Consider the following 17,910-nt stretch of genomic DNA (forward strand, 5'->3'; position numbering starts at 1 on the left):
AGCTAATGTTCAGTTTGAACATTAGCTTTTTTAAATACTAGTGTAAGCTTGGTGGATAGCCATGCTCCACAATTGTCATGACTGTGAAGAATCCGAAAACAGCAAAAGTACCAAAATTAAAGAGTATGCTTAAAAGGTTTTTCTCTTTAAAAGCTTGATAAGTACCAATTGCTGCTAAAATTGCAACAAGGCCAAAAATAACCATTAATAAGTTCATGAAAGACACTCCTTTTGATATCTTGAATGGGATATCGAATACAAGTTTTCTACCTTATTATAAATTTATATTAGGGGTTTGTCGAGGATTAAAAAGTGTCGGATATATGAACGGAGATGTATGCCACCTGACTTTCTGCTACAATAAACTAGAGGTGAAGCACATGTTGAATATACGTACGTTTCCTTTAGGACCATTACAAACAAATTGTTATGTGATATCAAATAAAGATAAACAATGTTTGATTATCGATCCAGGTGAACAAGGGGAAGCATTAGCTAAAGAAATTCGTAAATTAAAATTGAAACCATTAGCCATACTATTAACACATGCTCATTTTGACCATATTGGTGCCGTTGATATCATCAGAGAATTATTTAAAGTTCCTGTATATATCCATCAAGCAGAAAAAAATTGGTTAACAGATTCAACAAAAAATGGTTCAGCTCGATACCGAGAGTTACCTTTAATTGAAGGTAAAGCTGCAGATGTACTGATCGAAAAAGAAGGTCAGTTAGAAATTGGACCGTTTACTTGTACCATGTTCCATACACCGGGTCATTCTCCAGGGAGCATTTCCTACTGGTTTGAAGAAGATGGGTTTGCGATAGTTGGGGATACTTTGTTTAAAGGCAGTATTGGCAGAACAGATTTACCTTATGGTAACCATAAAGAGTTAATTCAATCCATTCACAATAAGCTTCTTACATTGCCGGAGCACACAATCTGTTATCCTGGTCACGGTGAACCCACAACACCAGAAGAGGAGATGGATCGCAATCCATTTCTAAACGGTTTATAAGTCCATATAAAAAGACAGTCAATAGTAAAATTGACTGTCTTTTTATTTTCATAATTGTTTTTAGTGTCCTGCACCAGGTACTTGGATAAATGTCGTATAGTAAGTGAAGCCAGCAAAAAACACCGTTAAATATGCTCCGAAGATGTAAATGTACATACGCTCTGAAAGGTTTAAGAAACCTAAAAGAATAAATAAGCCTGTGTTTGCAAGAAATAATAATGATGCCGAATACATATCACCTAAATAAAACATAACTGCGAAAATGCCTGTCCAGAAACCCATCACTTTATACATATTGTTCATGAGTAGTCCCCTCCTTTTACAACTATACAATAATCTCTACCTCATTATAGATGATTCGGTTCCTAGATGTAAACTCTAGAATGTCTTTAGAATGTGACAGAACAGTGGAAGTTCTTAATTCTAGTCCAAATATAAGAAAAAAATTTATTGTTCCTTTAAGTTTAACCCGAAAACGGGAGGAATAGTGCTATTTAAAAAGATTTTTCACGATAGGCGACAAATATTATACAAATATTGTGCAATGTGTATAATTAAACGCAATGAGAATCGGAGGAGTTTAAATGTCTAAAGTAGAGTTTTATACGTATCCCTCTTGTACATCTTGTCGTAAAACTAAAAAATGGTTAATAGATAATCAAGTCATTTTTGAAGAAAGACATCTATTCCGTCAAACACCCACTGTAGAAGAACTAAAATTATTATTAACATTAACATCAGAAGGACTAGATGAAATATTAGCAACGTAGCCAATCATTTAAAGATTTGAATTTAGAGATTGACGATTTGCCATTATCAAAAGTAGTCGAATTAATTGTTGGAAATCCCAAATTATTGAGACGACCAATATTAACCGATGGAAAGCAGATAGTTGTGGGATACCAACCAGAATTCTGAGTTCCTTTTGCCGCAAAAGAAAATTATTCCCTGCAATTTAGGGAGCAAAATTGAAATTTCCTGCAGAAAATGGTGGGAAATTTTAATTTTGAGAGAAAATATTCACAAATACAAAATCTAAGTTTATAGTATTCGTTACAGGTTAAGAGCGGTCCTGACCTGTAAAGGGTGAATGGTAATTTTCATGAACGATTTATTGAATGTCATTGAACAAAAAAGTGATGAGCTAATAAATCGAGCGGTCTTGGCCCGTGCCTCAGATATTCATTTAATTCCATCTTTAGAATTTTACTCTATTTATTTTCGACTACACACTAAACTTATCCCTGCAGGTAAGCTTCACCTGGACATCGGGGATCGCATGATTTCATACTTCAAATTTTTATCCTCTCTCGATATAAGTGAAAAACGAAAACCTCAAAGCGGTTCATTTCAACAATCTTTCAATTCTCAAACATGTTCATTAAGAGTTTCTACGTTACCTTCTGTCCAAAATAAAGAAAGTCTTGTGATTAGAGTTCAGTTACATGACGATTCCAAACCGTTACACGAGCTATCGTTTAACAAAGAAACTGCTCAGGTCCTACATGATTTAATGATGGCTCGACAAGGACTTTTATGTATAACTGGACCCACTGGTTGCGGTAAGACAACCACTATGTATTCCTTGACGAGTTACAGTGCGCATCAATTAAATCGACATGTTATTTCATTAGAAGATCCAGTAGAAAACAGCCAATCTCATTTACTTCAAATTCAAGTGAATGAACGTTCAGGGATAACGTATGCATCAGGCCTAAAAGCTATTTTACGTCATTCTCCAGATGTCATAATGATTGGTGAAATTCGTGATTTAGAAACTGCGCAAGCAGCAGTTCAAGCTTCTTTAACAGGACATTTAGTAATTACAACTGTGCATGCTAAAAATCCAGTAGGGTGTTTATACCGATTAATGGACTTGGGGATTCCGATAGATGATTTAAAACAAGCCATTCTTGGAATAACGAGTCAACAATTAGTCATCACGTCTTTTGATCGAGAAGAAGATCGACTCAGTCCAAATCGATCATCTTTATACGAAATTTTATACGGAAACACACTTGAAGAAGCATTTGAAGCGATTAAAGCAGGTACAACGTTTAATATGCCGATTGAATCTACACTTTACAATCAATATGAAAGAGGGGTTGAGATGGGTGCTATTCAAGTATCTCCAACCACGTATTGATCATAAGGATTATCAAATACCTAAGAAAAAACAAGCACAGTTTTTGAAGCGACTTTCATCCTTGATACAGGAAGGATATACCTTTTATGCATCACTCATTATGTTGCTGCCTCATCACGTGAAAAGGAGTGCCGATGCACAGGACAATCTGTCAATACAAATGAAGAATGGGGATGGAGTGACTTCCGTTTTGCAGTCTTTAGGCATTCCAAGAAGTTATTTATTGTCCATTCAAATGGCTGAAGCACATGGGAAGTTGCATCAAGCACTACTTGTCCTTCATTCACATGTCGCCATGGTGGAACGAGCAAAAGCTAGTTTAAAAAAAGTTTTGATGTATCCATTATTTCTATTTACGATGCTTGCTGGTCTGTTTGTTGCTTTTCGTACCTATTTCTTACCTAATATGAAGTTACTTGCTTCATCTAGGCAAGGGATTTCTTCTACCGACTCCATGAGTGTAACGAGTGTTTTACTTCATTTACCAGATGTTTTATTAAGCATATGTTTATTTTTCATTTTCGTAGCTGTTGCTTTCCGCTGGAATATTCGACGCTATTCATTTGAGCAACAAGTTATCAAGTTGCAAAAGATTCCACTATTGTCTAATTGGATGAAATTGTTTTGGACAAAAAGTTTTTCACAAGAATTAGGAACGCTACTTGTGAGTGGATTATCTTTACAACTTTCGCTAAATGTACTAAGAGAACAAAATTTCCAACCATATTTAAAAGTGATTTCAGAGAATATTTACTCCTCAGTATTATTGGGTGAATCTTTAAAAAAAGCGGTACAGTTATCTGAATGTTTTATAGACGATTTTCCTACTTATATTTCACATGGGGAAAGTAGTGGTCACTTAGCCAAGGAACTATTAATATACGGTGATTTATTAAATGAGCAAACTGAAAATTCTTTAACAAAGTGGTTATCTTTTGTTCAACCAATACTATTTGCGATTCTAGCCATTTGTATTTTAGCTGCTTACCTTTCCATTTTATTGCCGGTTTATGGAATGATTGATTTTATTTAATAACCTATTCAAATTAAAGGAGGAAGTTGAATTTGAAAAAAATCACGTGCCAAAAAGGATTTACTTTAATCGAAATGAAGAGGGGGTATTACCCTCTATTTTTAGAGGAATGATTGGGGTTTGGGTCTTCGCTGATTGGGACCGAAAAATCAATAAGTACGCCTTCAATCATAGTGTAGAGAACTAATTTATCTCGAAATAACTTTCCGGTTGGAAAAAGTTCTCCAAACATTTGAGCTTGCTCAAGAGGACTTAATTCTTCTTCAAATCTATCCACGACTTGCAAGTATTCATATATTTTCTTGTATCCCCATGAATTAGATTGTAGAAGTTTTATTTTCGATGATAATTCAATTTTTTGGTTCATTAATTGTTTTAATGAAACATCGATTTCATCTTGTTTTTTTGTTAACATCGTCTTATCGAAATTTCCATCTAAAAACAAATCTAAAAGACGACCCTTTTTCATTTCAAGATCATTAATCTTTTTTTCTAATGATTTAATTGTTTTCTCATGCTCTATTAAGTCATTTGCATGCAAATCTAATGTCACGTATTGTTCTGCGAAATGCTTACCTTTCAACATATCAGCAAGGGCTTTTCTTACTTGTGGCTCGATACGGACAGTGTTAATGGAGATATCACAAACGTATTGGTCTGACACACGTCTACTACGGTTGTGTTTCAAATAGAAACGTGGTGACTTTTTTGTACCGTGTTGAGTAAGGGCTATCTTTCTTCCACATTCCCCGCATTCAAAAAGCGTTCTTCGGAACAGGTGAAGATCATCTGTTTCTCTGGAATAGGCGTTAAATTGATTACCTCTTTTTTGTCGTTCTGTCTGAATTTTATTAAAGGTTTCTTCGTTACGTAAGGCGGGGTACATATCATCAATACTAATCGTTTCACCGTTTGCAAATGATTTTTCCATTACTCCATGGAAAGCTTTTGAGGTAAGACGCAATTGTATTAACCGCTCATTCCAGAAACGTCCAGAAGGGGTTCTACAGATATCGTTTAACTTCTTGGCAATAGACATCATTCCAAACTGTTTGTTTAAATATAGATCATCTATGAAAGGTATAACCCATGACCATTCCTCATCAACTTCATATGTTTTTGTTTCTTTATTAAATGAATAACCGAGAGGAGCTTTACCGAATCCTTTTCCTTCACGCATTCTTCTTCGCTTTCCACGCATCATTCTTCTAACGATTTTTTTCTTTTCGCGTTTGGCTAACAGATTTTTTAAATCAGACATGAATTCATCATCTTCATTGTCCAAGTCGACGATATTACCGGGTTCAGCAATTTTAACTTTATTGGAACGGAGGATGCTCTTTAATAATTCCCACTCTACCGTATCTAATCTAGAGAGACGGTCTTGATCAACCACTAACACAATATCAGTCAAACCTTCCTCCACATCATCAAGTAGTTTATTTAATCCTGGTTTATCTAATTTTCCGCCACTATCAACATCAAGTATCGTATTAACAATTTTCCACCCTTGATCTTTCGCATATCTGGTTAAATCATCACGCTGGCCCTCAAGAGAGAATTTGGTTTCTTGAAGCTTAGTGGATACACGGATATATATGATGACTCTTTTTATAGTACCTACTGACTTTTTCATAAGATTTTCCTTTCTATAAGAAAAGAGCAAACGAATGAGTCTGCTCTTCATCTATTAATTGCTAACGTTAGGAATTAATTTATAAATCTCTTGTAAATCTTATTGCTTTTCCAATAATTCTCGCTGGGTTGCTTTCAGTCACTATGTAAGGCTCGTGTGAAGCATTGTCAGGCATTAAAATGATTAAATCCCCTTGCTTTTTAATACGCTTCAATGTGGCTTCTGTATTTCCGTTTACAAGCACTGCAGCTATCTCCCCAGTTTCAACTTCACTCTGCTCACGAATCAAAACTTTAGACCCGTTTGGGATAGTAGGTTCCATCGAGCTTCCTTTTACAATTAAACCGAACAAATTTCCACTCGGTAGATTATCTGAGGATTCATACATATAACCTTCCACATTCTCTTCTGCCAATATTGGGTCTCCACATGCAATTATTCCTAAAATAGGGATTCTCTTAGTTTGTGAAGATACTTCTATTAAGTTGGTTGGTTTTTCTTCTGTGAGGTCTGATCTTAATATATGGAAGTAGTCAGCTAATAATTGAATTTTATCAATACGTGGATAGGTTTTCGCTTTCATCCAATTTGACATTGTCATTTCTGGAATATCCAGAATTTGAGCAATATCTGTTTGATTCAACCCTTTTTTATCAATGTAGTATTTTAAATTCTTTGCCATAATATTTTTAAGATCTTGAGCATTAGTCATAATTATCACCTCGCTTTCTGATATTATGATACCGTTTTTCGGTATGGTTGTAAACAAACAAAATACCTTTTAAAAGTACTAGTTTCGACAATAGTCCTTGACAGTACCTTTTAACGGTATTATATTAAGTGTATACAACTGAAAGGAGTTGATAATATGCTTCAAATATCATTAGCAGCAGCTCGTGTAAACGTAGGTTTGAGACAAAAACAAGCAGCGTTGTTAATTGGGGTTTCGGAGAAAACTTTAGGTGGATATGAACGTGGGCAATCCTCAATACCAGGTCCCGTGCTACAAAAAGCAGCTAAGATATACAAAATTCCCTCAGATTATATTCGGTTATCCAATGTAAATGATGGAAAGTATGACGAAGAAGAAAAAATTTTAGAACACACTACCGTTTAACGTTAGTGATAACAATAAGAAGTGGAGGTAAAGAAAATGAATCAATTAAAAGTAATTTCAATCAACGGTCAATTAATCACAGATAGTCGAGATGTTGCGGAGATGGTTGAAAAACGCCATACAGATTTAATGCGGACAATTAGCGGTTATGTCGAAACATTAGAAAACGCAAAATTGCGTTCTCAGGATTTTTTCATCCCTAACACTTATAAAACGGAAGGAAACAACAAAACTTACGATTGCTTCTTATTAACCAAAAAAGGATGCGATATGGTTGCAAACAAAATGACTGGTGAAAAGGGTGTTCTCTTTACTGCAGCTTACGTAACACAATTTGAGGTTATGGAAAAAACGGTTAATCAACCAAGAGCTCTTACAGGACGTGAGCAATTAGAAGCCTCCATGAAACTCTCATTAATGACTTCGGAGGATGTAAAAGAATTGAAAGGTGAGGTCGTTGAAATTCGAGGAATGGTTGAGAACCAAATTACTTTAGACCACGGGGAACAACGTCGCCTTCAAAAACTGATTAGCAGTAAGGTGTTTGAATTTGCAAAATCGGATGATCATCGACGATTTCTTTATCCAGAATTATATCGCGAAATCAAAGACCGATTTGGAGTTGCATCCTATAAAGATGTTAAGCGGCACGAGCTTCAGTTAGCAATTAAATATGTAGAATCATGGATTCCGAGAAAGGGTGGGAAGTTGGCATGAACAAACTACCTATTGACCCAATTATTTTAGAAAAGCGTGCTGCTATCCCAGGGTTGATTGCCGAACTTTCTTATCATGATGAAACAAAGGCAATTAAATACATGAGAATTTGGGGAGAAAGAAGAATGCCAATAACTTCGTTGTTTTCTACGCTCAATCTTGAAATTTCTAACGTGAAAAAGCTAGTAGCTCAATGAAAAAACCACTGAAATACTTTTTCAACATCGAAAAGCTCAATCCGAAAGAAGCGTTCATCTTAGGTAGCTTAGTCATACTCATATTTGCAGTATTCGCTATGTGTGGATGGATGGCTTGGGAGAACATGCAGTTTCTTGGCTGGTTTTAAAGTTGTAGAACAAAAATAGCTAGTAATAAAAATCGAGGAGGAAGAATTTGAGATGGAAATCATGCAAGCAAATGAAGTTGCAAAGCTTTCTGAAAAAGGAAAAAAGCAATTTGAAAAAGATGCATTTGAAAGTACTGAGTTTAAGAGTCTGATTAGTGGAATTGAAGAAAATGCGATGAAGGGTCGGACTGACTTAAGTCAATTACTTCGAAACGACGATGCAGTACGAATGTATGAGGTGTTTGTAAATGCATTAATACTGGCTGGATATTCTAGTTCAATTAAATCGAAAACAAGGTTCGGAATGCTAAAAGTTTCTGATTCGAATTGGGAGTTTAAGGTCTCATGGAAACAAGAAGAACAAAAATAAAAGCCCGTTGTTGGAGCAACGGACTTTCGAGGTTCTTACACAGATTCTACCTACAGTGTAATCCAGAACACTCCAAAAAATCAAGAGGAGGCAAATCATGAAAGAAGTAAAATTACTCTCATTAACACTTACAAACTTTAAAGGTATCAAGAATTTCACGTTCGAACCCGGTGGCAATAATGTTCGGGTATTCGGGGATAACGAGACTGGAAAGACCTCACTGTTTGATGGCTTTATATGGCTTTTATTCAATAAAGATAGCCAAAATAAGACGGATTTTTCTTTAAAAACGCTTATTAAAGGCAAGGAAGTTAACAACTTAAATCACGAAGTGGAAGCATCATTTTTAATTGATGGATCATCGGTGACATTACGAAAAGTCTACAAGGAAAAATGGACTCGTAAGCGTGGATCAGCAGCACAAGAATTCACTGGACATGAAACTGATTACTTTGTTGATGGTGTGCCTAGCAAGAAAAAAGAGTACACAGACCATGTTGATTCAATTGTCCAGGAAGATGTGTTCAAGCTTTTGACTTCCCCAACATTCTTTAATGAACAAATGAAATGGCAGGACCGTCGAGCTACGTTACTTCAAATATGCGGTGACATTTCCGATGATGAAGTGTTTCAACAAAAAGATGAATTAAAGGCCTTACCACTCATTTTAAAAGGCAAAAAAATTGAAGATTACCGAAAAATCATTGCAGCTCGTCGCAAAGAAATTAACGACGAATTAGAACGCATTCCAGTAAGGATTGATGAAATTCAGAAGTCTATTCCTGAGATGGACATAGATGTGGAGTCGTTGAAAAATCAAGTGGCCAAGATAGATGAATCCATTGATTCAAACGTAACGCTCATTTCCAATATTAAAAACGGTAAATCGCTTCTTGAAAAAGAAAGAGATCTCCAACAAGTGGAGAACGATCTTTTGAACCTGCAACGTGCATACGAATCGGATTCAAAAGAAAAGGTTTATCAATTGAGAGCGAAACTCCAAGAAGAACAATCGAATGCTCAACATTTTAAACGAAAAGCAAGCGAACACAAACAAGCAATTGATTACGCAAATAATAGCATGGCAGCGCATGACAAAGACCGTTCTCGTTTATTGGAAGAATGGAACCGACTAAATGCTTTGTCATTTACTCATCAAGACAAATGTGAATGCCCAGCTTGTGGACAAGCATTACCAGAAGAACAGGTAAATGCAGTTAGAACAAAAGCACTTGAACAATTCAATAAAGACAAATCTGAAAAGCTACTAACAATCGACACACAAGGTAAGGGCATCAAGGAAAAGAAAATCAGTATTCAAAACGACATTGATAAGCATCAACCGGAGCTTGGTAAGTTCACTGCACAAGCGAGTGAAAAAGAGCAATTGGTATCAAAGATAGCGGAGCAATTAAAAAAGCAAGAAGGATCTATAAAAGATGTTTCTGAGAGTGCAGACTATCAAGCGAAACTTGTTGAAAAACAAAAAGTAGTTTCAGAGATTCAAGAGTTAAAAGAACGAGCGCTAGAATCCACCCGTTCGGTCGAACAAGAATTAAACGATTTAAAAGCTCAAAAAACAACTATTCAAGTGGAACTTGCTCGTTTTGCGAATGTTGATTCTCTTAATAATCGAATTACGGAATTAACGGATCAAGAGAGTTTGCTTGCAGGTGAGTTTGAAAAACTCGAGCACCAGTTGTATCTAACAGAACAATTTATTCGAGCAAAAGTGGAGCTACTAGAAGAGCGAATTAACGCTAAATTCGAATTTGCGCGTTTCAAAATGTTCGCTGAACAAATCAATGGTGGCCTTCAGGAAGTATGCGATACGACTTACAAAGGAGTTCCATTCAGTTCACTTAACAATGCAGCTCGAATCAACACTGGAATCGATATTATCAACACGTTATCAAAACATTACGGGATAAGAGCACCAATATTCGTCGATAATGCCGAAGCAGTTACGAAATTGATTGATTCAGATTCACAGTTAATTAGTTTAGTAGTTTCGGAGAAAGATAAAGCATTACGAGTGGAAATCGAAGGAGGAAATAATAATGAGTAATCAAAACCAATTAGCAATGATCAAGAAAGATACGGTGGACATCGTAGCAAATAAAGTAAAGCAATTTCAAGAAAGTGGAGAACTTCATTTTCCTGCTAACTACAGCCCTGAAAATGCTATGAAATCAGCTTGGTTGTTACTACAGGATGTAAAAGATAAAAGTAACACACCAGCATTACAAGCTTGCTCTAAAGATAGTATTGCAAACAGTCTTCTCGACATGGTGGTTCAAGGTTTGAACCCAGCGAAGAAACAAGGTTACTTTATTGCATACGGAAAAACGTTATCATTCCAACGTTCTTACTTCGGGACGATGGCTGTCACATTAAGAACAACTGGCGCGAAGTCCATCGATGCTGCAGTTATTTATGAAGGTGATGACGTTGATTATGAAATGATGAACGGTCGAGTCACAGATTTAAAACATAAACAAAAATTCGGTAATCAAGACAAGCCGATTATCGGTGCTTATTGCACCATCATAGAAAAAGATGGCTCAATTTACATCGAATTGATGACAATAGCCGAAATAGAAAAAGCTTGGGGACAGTCGAAAATGAATCCAAAAGGCGAGAGCTCAACACACAAGAAATTTCCACAAGAGATGGCAAAACGCACAGTAATCAATCGTGCTTGCAAGAAATTATTGAATGCATCTGACGATAACTCACTAGTTATGAAGCACATCCATGCAAGTGATGAAGCATTTGAAGAAGCTCAACTTGCAGAAGAAATTCAAGGTAACGCGAATCAAGAAATTATTGATGTCGAAGGCGTTGAGGTGGTTGAAGAAACAGGTGAAATTCTAGGGGGAGAAAACCCTCCTGAGCAAAAAGAAGAGACAACTGAACCTGCCGATAATAATGGTCCAGGTTGGTAATGATTACGATTCAAACACTCGCTACTGGTAGCAAAGGTAACTGTTATTACATTACAGATGGTCACACGCCTTTGCTGCTTGAATGCGGTATACGGTTCAAAGATATTCAACGCAAACTGAATTTCAAAACAACAGATATTGCTGCTTGTTTAATCACACATGAACACAAGGATCACTGTAATGGAATAAATGAAGTACTAAAAGCCGGTATCGATTGCTATATGTCACCAGGAACAAAAGAAGCTATCGGCATTACTCATCATCGTGTACATGGCGTTACCGTTAAACAACAATTCAAAATCGGAACCTGGACCATATTACCGTTTGATGTTCAACATGATGTTTCAGAACCATTCGGTTTCTTGCTAGTCAGTGGTAACGAAAAGCTCTTATTCGCAACAGACACTTACTACATCAAGTATCGATTCCAAGGGCTTACACATCTGATGTTGGAGTGTAACTATTGCACGGACGTATTAAATCGGAATGTAGCAAATGGGTTACACAAATCTATGAAAAGACGTGTCATGAAGTCACATTTCAGTTTAGAAAACGTTTTGGACTTCTTTAAAGCAAACGATCTATCAAAACTACAGGAAATTTGGTTGCTGCATCTTTCAGACTCGAATAGTGATGAACAATTAATTCGAGATGAAGTTGCTAAAGTCACTGGAAAAATGATTCACATTCCATGAGGAGGAAGTGTAATGGCAAGACCAAGAAAGCAGGGGCTGGATTACTTTCCACTTGATGTAGATATCGACCAAGATGACAAAATCCAGTTGGTCGAAGCCGTACATGGTCCAGTTGGATTCGCGATAGTAATTAAATTATTAATGCGGATTTATAAAGACGGATATTACTCGAAGTGGACAGAAACTGAACAATTACTCTTCTCCAAGAGAGTTAATGTCGACATTAACTCGATTAATGTATGCATTAACGACTGTGTAAAATGGGATCTTTTCGATAAAGAACTATTCGAAAGCCACGCTGTGCTTACCTCTAATGGTATTCAAAAGAGGTTTTTAGAAGCTGTAGGACGTAGGCAAAAGGTCGAAATGGTGCAAGAATACCTTCTTTTAGGCTATGAAGACATTAATGTATACAAAAACCTAACAACTAAGAGTATTAATGCAAACATTAACTCGATTAATGACAACATTAATCCCCAAAGAATAGTAAAGAATAGTAAAGAAGAGAATAGTAGAGAACAGTATACAAAAGAAGAGCAAATTGCTGAGGAAATCTCGCCTTTTAGCTTTTATGAAAAAAATGGATTTGGAGCATTAACTCCGTATGTAGGCCAAAAAGTAAATTCGTGGATTGATGATTTATCAGAAGAGTTAATCGTTCATGGAATGAAAATAGCAGTTGAGAATGGCGTACTTAAATGGAATTATGTTGAGTCCATATTAAAAGACTGGTCAAACCGCAAGATTAAAACGATTGAAGAAGTTAATGCCATTGAGATTAAACGTAAACAGCAACAACAACCATATCTACGAAAGCCAATAAAGGAAGAAAAAGTTCCTGATTGGGTTGCTAAACAAAAAGCAGATCGTGCAGCTAATTCTGTAGTTGAAGATACCGTATCCCTAGAATATGAAGAACAAAAACGATTACTTCTTGAAAGGCTGGGTGTCAAAGAATAAAAGGAGAAGAGGAATTTCATGAACCGTAAAGCTCATCCAATGTCTGTAGAAGCAATGCGCCAAGCATTCATTAAAGAATTGAATAGTTTCGGTATTGATGAAGGTCGTAACGGTGAATCGTTAAGTTCACTGGATTACCATTCGGTATTAAATCTAGTAACAATCGAACGCATTAAAAGAGATTACGAGTAGGAGGCTAGTTATGAGTCGTTATAGCGAAAATTATAAAAACAGTGGATCTAAAACAGTAGAACAAATCGAACGAGATGCTTATATCGTCAGTACGTTGTCTGTAAGTGCTAATGGAAAAGGAACTGGGTTTAGACATGAATTTGCGTTTATCGTTTCAAAATCGAGAGGGAGAGGTGCTCTCCTTTCGGTCAAGGAGCAATGTTCCAATGGGAACGAAATTCGACAATCGTTAATTAAAGCGAGACGAAATGTTGAAATCTTAAGCGAAACACATCATGGGTTATCAAAACCAGTACAAGCAGCAAAAAAACGAGTGGATGATTTAGCGTATTTAAACAGTCTGCTAGATTCCTGCTTTAAAGAGTGGCATGTCACATGAATCCAGTGAGGTTCAATGCTTACAAGTCAGTAAAAGGCGGACCTATTAGAAAACAAGCTTTCGGAATATCGAAAAAAGCATTCAAAATCATGTATGACCGTTTCATCGATAGTGGTTTTAAGCAAGAAGGCGAGATTCAGTGGGACGGTCAATATCACTGGTGCCAAATGATATTTGTGGGGAGAAAGAAGATTGAAACTACGGTTGCTAGGAAGTGACTCGCATTGACAATCACAACGCTATACAAAGACGTGGACCGCCAAACACTTACTATTCACGGACATTTATCAAAGCAAGAGATTGCTAGTTTCAAACGTGATGGTTGGAGATATAAGCAACCAAATGTAAATAAAATCGGTATTCCTGTTCACATCCAAAAACCTAGGAGGAAATAATATGAAAAAAATCATTGATTTAAATACATTTGCAGGCGGAGCTCTAGCGGAAAAGGTAAACATTGAAATGCAGAAAGCTCTTGAAAATATCGCGGATCCAAATACTGACCACAAAAAAGCTAGAAAGGTAACTGTAAGCATTACGTTAAAAGCGAACGAAAGACGTAACCTAGCAAATGTAATTGTCGATACAAAATCCACTCTAGTCCCTGCTGTTGGTGTCGAATCTGAATTAATCATTGATTTCACTCCAGAAGGCGATATCACTGGTGCTGAATTAAAAAGCGGTATCCCTGGACAAGCATTCATTAGTGACGATGGTGAAATACTGGACGACAAAGGGAAGCCACTTCCTGCAGAAAAACCGAAAAATCAAAAAATCGTTCAGTTTAAATAAAATCTATCAATCTATCAAACAAAACTAAAAACCGAAAAGAGGAAATCACATGTTAAAAGAATTCGTATCGTACTTATTGGAGTTAAAACGTCCGGAAACAATCGAATCTGCTGGAAAGGTTTATTCTACAAACCAATTATACCGTTTGGATAAAGAGCAAGAAGTGGGCGCAATCAATGTTCGTAGTTTATCTGGCCTTGTGGATTATGTGAAATCTAACTTTGACCACGAACGCCATTTGATGATTCACGTTGAATCGCCTACAAAGGTAAATGTATTTGATGCATTAAACGAATCGAATGATCGTCGTGTCTATATAAAAGCTAGTGCAATGTTGCCTAGCATCACATTTGAACGATACATCGACCGTGAAGAATTCCAAATCATGCTGCAAGCTTGCTTTGTTACAAATGAACATAAAGCTACTGTAATTAAGGTTATCAGCTCGATTGTCGAAGACAGCGGTGTAACGACTACTGACGATGGGATTAGCCAACGAGTAACGGCTAAAACAGGAATTGCGACTGTCGGAAATGTAGAACTTCCTAATCCAGTGAACCTTAAACCATTCCGAACATTCGCAGAAGTATCACAACCTGAATCAGAATTTGTACTACGTCTAAAAGAGGGTGGGCGTGTGGGATTGTTTGAAGCTGATGGCGGTGCATGGGAGTTAAATGCCATGTCGAACATCGCGGAGTACTTAGAGAAAGAATTACACAATGAAATTTTAGGAAAGAAAGTAGTCATCATCGATTAATAAAAGAGGGTTGAGAGTGAAAGCTCTCGCCCTTTCTTTAAAAAAAACGACTTATGGACGGGATTGATTTTATGAAGACCATTTTATTTGAAATTACGGGCGAACCTGTCGCGCAAGGTCGACCACGTGCTGGTAAAACATTCACAGGTAAAACCGTCTTATACGATCCATTGAAATCACGCGACTTTAAACAGTATGTAAAATTAGTCGCTGCACAATACGCACCAAAAGAACTAATTACTGGACCAATTAATTTGTTTGTAGATGTTTATCGAGCGACCCCGAAGAAGTATCAAACGAGACCTAAACAAGCTCTCATTGAATCAGGTGAACTAAGACCGACGAGTAAGCCAGATGTGGACAACTATGTAAAAGGTGTAAAAGATGGTTTGAACAAAATAATGTGGCAAGACGATAGCCAGGTTGTGGATCTAACTGTAAGGAAGTTTTACAGTCTATCACCTCGCGTAGTGGTTTGTATCAAATACTAAACCAAAATCCACATACCCTCTTAATCAATCTTTATAGTAGGGAGGAATTTACTCCTGTCTGGTTAGTGCAGCCATTTATCAAGGCTGAGGTTAAGAAGCTGAAAAGTGATGGTTGGCATGTTGAAGAGGTTTGGAAGAAACGAGGATAAACTTAAGAGATTGGATTTATCAACTCTTTAATCGAAGGGTTATGTTGTTCATTAAAAATCAAAGCTTCTGTTAAGAATTTGATATCAAAAAGTATCTGTTCTTTAATTGTAAAATTCTCACATTTGTAATAATCATCTACTAATCGTTTAAGTTCATAATAGATTAGACTCATAGGTAAAATCTCCTTATAATTAGTGCTTTTATCATATTTATTATTTAATTATGTAATATTTATTTGTAAAAAGAAAGGTTTTATTAGGAAAAAATCCCATAACAATTAAAAATGTGTGAAGTTTTGACACAAATAGCTAGTTTGAAGTCCGTCCATACGGTTCCAGTAGTGAGGGGGAAGAAAGTGAAACAACTAGATTTATTTCGTGAAATAATCGTAGATAACTTCGCGGGGGGCGGCGGTGCAAGTACAGGAATTGAAATGGCAACAGGTCTTTCAGTAGATATAGCCATTAATCATGATCCAGATGCTATAGCCATGCACAAAGTGAATCATCCTGACACAGAACATTATTGCGAATCAGTTTGGGACGTTGATCCAGTAAAAGCAGTGAAGGGTCGCAAAGTTGGATTAGCCTGGTTTAGTCCGGATTGTAAGCACTTTAGCAAAGCAAAAGGCGGGAAGCCCGTTGAAAAGAAAATAAGAGGTCTTGCTTGGATTGCAGTTAAATGGGCTATTGCAGTAAAACCACGGGTTATCATGCTTGAAAACGTAGAAGAATTCAAAACTTGGGGACCTTTAAATGATGAAGGATATCCTGATATAACTCAAAAAGGAAAAACGTTTGTTTCATTCGTGAAAGCATTAGAATCACTTGGTTATAAAGTGGAGTTCAAAGAGCTGCGGGCATGTGATTACGGGGCTCCAACCATTCGAAAAAGATTCTTTATGGTTGCACGTTGTGGTGGAAAACCTATCGAATGGCCAAAATCAACTCATGGAGATCCCTTAAGTTTAGAAGTACAAGCAGGAAAGCTTAAATCTTGGAGAACTGCATCAGAAGTTATTGATTGGTCAATTGGTACTCCATCAATTTTCGGGAGAAAAAAGGACTTGTCGGATAACACAATGAGACGAATCGCAAGAGGTATACAAAGATTCGTAATAGAAAAACCAAATCCATTTGTCGTTCGTATTGGTCAAACGGGTTTCGGTGGCGATCGATTGCAATATAAACTGGATAAACCTTTAACAACTATCACGACTAAGGCTGAACATTTGCTAGTTACACCATTTATTTCTAGTTACTACACGGAAACAACTGAAAACGGTGTTAGAGGGTTAACGGTTAAAGAGCCACTTCACACAATTACTGCAGGTGGAAATCGTTTTGCTCTCATATCGGCATTCAATGCTCAACACTTTGGAACATCAACAGGGCACATTTTAGATAAACCATTAAACACCATAACGACGGTTAATAAAGCTAGCTTAGTAACGGCATTCTTAACAAAATATTATGGTTCTGATATAGGACAGGCAATTGATAATCCTCTTCATACCGTGACCACTAGGGACCGTTTTGGTCTAGTAACTATAAAAGGTCAAGATTATCAAATTGTTGATATTGGTATGCGAATGTTACAACCACATGAGTTATTTGCAGCTCAAGGTTTTCCTGAGAACTACATTATTGACCAAGACGCAGATGGCAAAAACTATTCAAAAGCAAAACAAGTAGCACGATGTGGGAATGCAGTTCCACCACCATTTGCAGATGCATTGGTGAGAGCGAATCTACCAGAAATGAGTGTAGAGAATTCGAGGTATAAAGTAGCTGTCGGAAATTAGTCAGATGGATGGCTAGACCAATGTAGTAGTAAAAATATCAATGACAGACAGCCGCCAAAATAGACGGCCATATTTTTATTTAGTTAAATAGTTTATTGATTTCTAACCAGCTATTTTTTGGTAACCAACCTGCTTTGTTATTGATAACTTCAATCACTAACAACCAATCATTTGTATCAATAAATGGTTTAAGTAAGTCTGAAACGCCAGTACCAGTCAATGTAGATTTAATCAACCATGCTGATTGTTGATATTTAAATGAATTTAGAGATTCTAGCTTAGTAATTAATCCACTATAATCTTGTCCTTGTTTTTTTAAATCATAAGTAACCGAATATACTGCCATATTTTTCAC

At 36.5% G+C, this 17,910-nt stretch carries 26 protein-coding genes and 1 pseudogene; 21 read left to right on the top strand and 6 right to left on the bottom strand.

The window, feature by feature from the left end; translation table 11 throughout:
• Positions 1-37: 37 nt before the first annotated feature.
• Positions 38-217 (bottom strand): DUF2759 domain-containing protein, encoded by a 180-nt coding sequence (locus C8K15_RS09920; protein ID WP_108586248.1) that lies wholly within the window; start codon positions 215-217, stop codon positions 38-40.
• 163 nt (positions 218-380) lie between these two features.
• Between C8K15_RS09920 and C8K15_RS09925 the strand changes: the two genes are divergently transcribed.
• Positions 381-1,019 (top strand): MBL fold metallo-hydrolase, encoded by a 639-nt coding sequence (locus C8K15_RS09925; protein ID WP_108586249.1) that lies wholly within the window; start codon positions 381-383, stop codon positions 1,017-1,019.
• Positions 1,020-1,079: 60 nt separating this feature from the next.
• Here the strand turns inward: C8K15_RS09925 and C8K15_RS09930 are convergent, their stop codons facing one another.
• Positions 1,080-1,322, bottom strand: coding sequence for a DUF2626 domain-containing protein (locus C8K15_RS09930; RefSeq protein ID WP_108586250.1), 243 nt, complete (start codon positions 1,320-1,322; stop codon positions 1,080-1,082).
• Between the two features lie 281 nt (positions 1,323-1,603).
• On the opposite strand from C8K15_RS09930, the pseudogene C8K15_RS09935 reads away from it, so the two are divergent.
• The 3 genes and pseudogenes from C8K15_RS09935 to comGB all read left to right on the top strand — a co-directional run bounded on the left by C8K15_RS09935 (position 1,604) and on the right by comGB (position 4,198).
• Positions 1,604-1,937 (top strand): annotated as a pseudogene (locus C8K15_RS09935) (Spx/MgsR family RNA polymerase-binding regulatory protein).
• 184 nt (positions 1,938-2,121) lie between these two features.
• The gene (gene comGA, locus C8K15_RS09940) at positions 2,122-3,165 is read left to right on the top strand and encodes a competence type IV pilus ATPase ComGA (protein WP_233260430.1); all 1,044 of its coding nucleotides are present in this window, start codon (positions 2,122-2,124) and stop codon (positions 3,163-3,165) included.
• Complete coding sequence (gene comGB / locus C8K15_RS09945; protein ID WP_108586252.1) at positions 3,134-4,198, top strand: competence type IV pilus assembly protein ComGB; 1,065 nt, start codon at positions 3,134-3,136, stop codon at positions 4,196-4,198. Before comGA ends, comGB begins: the two co-directional genes overlap by 32 nt.
• Before the next feature lie 88 nt (positions 4,199-4,286).
• Here comGB and C8K15_RS09950 read toward each other — a convergent pair whose 3' ends face one another.
• Positions 4,287-5,834 (bottom strand): recombinase family protein, encoded by a 1,548-nt coding sequence (locus C8K15_RS09950; protein ID WP_158268283.1) that lies wholly within the window; start codon positions 5,832-5,834, stop codon positions 4,287-4,289.
• A 79-nt stretch (positions 5,835-5,913) separates the two neighbouring features.
• Positions 5,914-6,546, bottom strand: coding sequence for a LexA family protein (locus C8K15_RS09955; RefSeq protein WP_108586254.1), 633 nt, complete (start codon positions 6,544-6,546; stop codon positions 5,914-5,916).
• Between the two features lie 156 nt (positions 6,547-6,702).
• Between C8K15_RS09955 and C8K15_RS09960 the strand changes: the two genes are divergently transcribed.
• From C8K15_RS09960 to C8K15_RS10020, 16 genes are all read left to right on the top strand, one after another.
• Positions 6,703-6,951 carry a helix-turn-helix domain-containing protein gene (locus C8K15_RS09960; protein WP_108586255.1) on the top strand — a complete coding sequence of 83 codons (249 nt, stop codon included), beginning with the start codon at positions 6,703-6,705 and terminating at the stop codon, positions 6,949-6,951.
• Between the two features lie 36 nt (positions 6,952-6,987).
• Complete coding sequence (locus C8K15_RS09965; RefSeq protein WP_108586256.1) at positions 6,988-7,668, top strand: Rha family transcriptional regulator; 681 nt, start codon at positions 6,988-6,990, stop codon at positions 7,666-7,668.
• The gene (locus C8K15_RS09970; protein ID WP_108586257.1) at positions 7,665-7,865 is read left to right on the top strand and encodes a hypothetical protein; all 201 of its coding nucleotides are present in this window, start codon (positions 7,665-7,667) and stop codon (positions 7,863-7,865) included. The genes C8K15_RS09965 and C8K15_RS09970 overlap by 4 nt, the downstream gene beginning before the upstream one ends.
• The gene (locus C8K15_RS20765; protein ID WP_233260431.1) at positions 7,862-8,014 is read left to right on the top strand and encodes a hypothetical protein; all 153 of its coding nucleotides are present in this window, start codon (positions 7,862-7,864) and stop codon (positions 8,012-8,014) included. The genes C8K15_RS09970 and C8K15_RS20765 overlap by 4 nt, the downstream gene beginning before the upstream one ends.
• A gap of 52 nt (positions 8,015-8,066) precedes the next feature.
• The gene (locus C8K15_RS09975) at positions 8,067-8,384 is read left to right on the top strand and encodes a hypothetical protein (protein ID WP_108586258.1); all 318 of its coding nucleotides are present in this window, start codon (positions 8,067-8,069) and stop codon (positions 8,382-8,384) included.
• A gap of 97 nt (positions 8,385-8,481) precedes the next feature.
• A complete protein-coding gene (locus C8K15_RS09980) occupies positions 8,482-10,452 on the top strand; it encodes an ATP-binding protein (RefSeq protein WP_108586259.1) in 1,971 nt (656 codons plus the stop codon).
• The gene (locus tag C8K15_RS09985; protein ID WP_108586260.1) at positions 10,445-11,332 is read left to right on the top strand and encodes a recombinase RecT; all 888 of its coding nucleotides are present in this window, start codon (positions 10,445-10,447) and stop codon (positions 11,330-11,332) included. Before C8K15_RS09980 ends, C8K15_RS09985 begins: the two co-directional genes overlap by 8 nt.
• Positions 11,332-12,027: an MBL fold metallo-hydrolase gene (locus C8K15_RS09990; protein ID WP_108586261.1), complete on the top strand. Its 696-nt coding sequence runs from the start codon at positions 11,332-11,334 to the stop codon at positions 12,025-12,027. Before C8K15_RS09985 ends, C8K15_RS09990 begins: the two co-directional genes overlap by 1 nt.
• 12 nt (positions 12,028-12,039) lie before the next feature.
• The gene (locus C8K15_RS20590; protein ID WP_199224092.1) at positions 12,040-12,987 is read left to right on the top strand and encodes a Lin1244/Lin1753 domain-containing protein; all 948 of its coding nucleotides are present in this window, start codon (positions 12,040-12,042) and stop codon (positions 12,985-12,987) included.
• A gap of 18 nt (positions 12,988-13,005) precedes the next feature.
• Positions 13,006-13,179, top strand: coding sequence for a hypothetical protein (locus C8K15_RS20270; protein WP_158268284.1), 174 nt, complete (start codon positions 13,006-13,008; stop codon positions 13,177-13,179).
• A gap of 10 nt (positions 13,180-13,189) precedes the next feature.
• On the top strand, positions 13,190-13,558 hold the full coding sequence (locus C8K15_RS10000; RefSeq protein ID WP_108586262.1) for a hypothetical protein: 369 nt from the start codon (positions 13,190-13,192) through the stop codon (positions 13,556-13,558).
• A complete protein-coding gene (locus tag C8K15_RS10005) occupies positions 13,555-13,776 on the top strand; it encodes a hypothetical protein (protein ID WP_108586263.1) in 222 nt (73 codons plus the stop codon). The genes C8K15_RS10000 and C8K15_RS10005 overlap by 4 nt, the downstream gene beginning before the upstream one ends.
• A 6-nt stretch (positions 13,777-13,782) precedes the next feature.
• Entirely contained in the window at positions 13,783-13,953 is a 171-nt protein-coding gene (locus tag C8K15_RS20275) for a hypothetical protein (protein WP_158268285.1), read from the top strand.
• Between the two features lies 1 nt (position 13,954).
• Positions 13,955-14,350, top strand: a complete 396-nt coding sequence (locus C8K15_RS10010) for a replication terminator protein (protein ID WP_108586264.1) — start codon at positions 13,955-13,957, stop codon at positions 14,348-14,350.
• 49 nt (positions 14,351-14,399) lie between these two features.
• Complete coding sequence (locus C8K15_RS10015) at positions 14,400-15,110, top strand: hypothetical protein (RefSeq protein WP_108586265.1); 711 nt, start codon at positions 14,400-14,402, stop codon at positions 15,108-15,110.
• A 71-nt stretch (positions 15,111-15,181) separates the two neighbouring features.
• Entirely contained in the window at positions 15,182-15,601 is a 420-nt protein-coding gene (locus C8K15_RS10020) for a RusA family crossover junction endodeoxyribonuclease (RefSeq protein ID WP_108586266.1), read from the top strand.
• 151 nt (positions 15,602-15,752) lie between these two features.
• Here C8K15_RS10020 and C8K15_RS20595 read toward each other — a convergent pair whose 3' ends face one another.
• Positions 15,753-15,923 (bottom strand): hypothetical protein, encoded by a 171-nt coding sequence (locus C8K15_RS20595; protein WP_199224093.1) that lies wholly within the window; start codon positions 15,921-15,923, stop codon positions 15,753-15,755.
• 183 nt (positions 15,924-16,106) lie between these two features.
• Here C8K15_RS20595 and C8K15_RS10025 point away from each other — a divergent pair, with 183 nt between their 5' ends.
• On the top strand, positions 16,107-17,555 hold the full coding sequence (locus C8K15_RS10025; protein ID WP_233260432.1) for a DNA cytosine methyltransferase: 1,449 nt from the start codon (positions 16,107-16,109) through the stop codon (positions 17,553-17,555).
• A gap of 79 nt (positions 17,556-17,634) precedes the next feature.
• Here C8K15_RS10025 and C8K15_RS10030 read toward each other — a convergent pair whose 3' ends face one another.
• On the bottom strand, positions 17,635-17,901 hold the full coding sequence (locus C8K15_RS10030; protein WP_108586268.1) for a hypothetical protein: 267 nt from the start codon (positions 17,899-17,901) through the stop codon (positions 17,635-17,637).
• Positions 17,902-17,910: the final 9 nt, after the last annotated feature.

The organism is Paenisporosarcina sp. OV554, assembly GCF_003058165.1.
Classification (GTDB): Bacteria; Bacillota; Bacilli; order Bacillales_A; family Planococcaceae; genus Paenisporosarcina.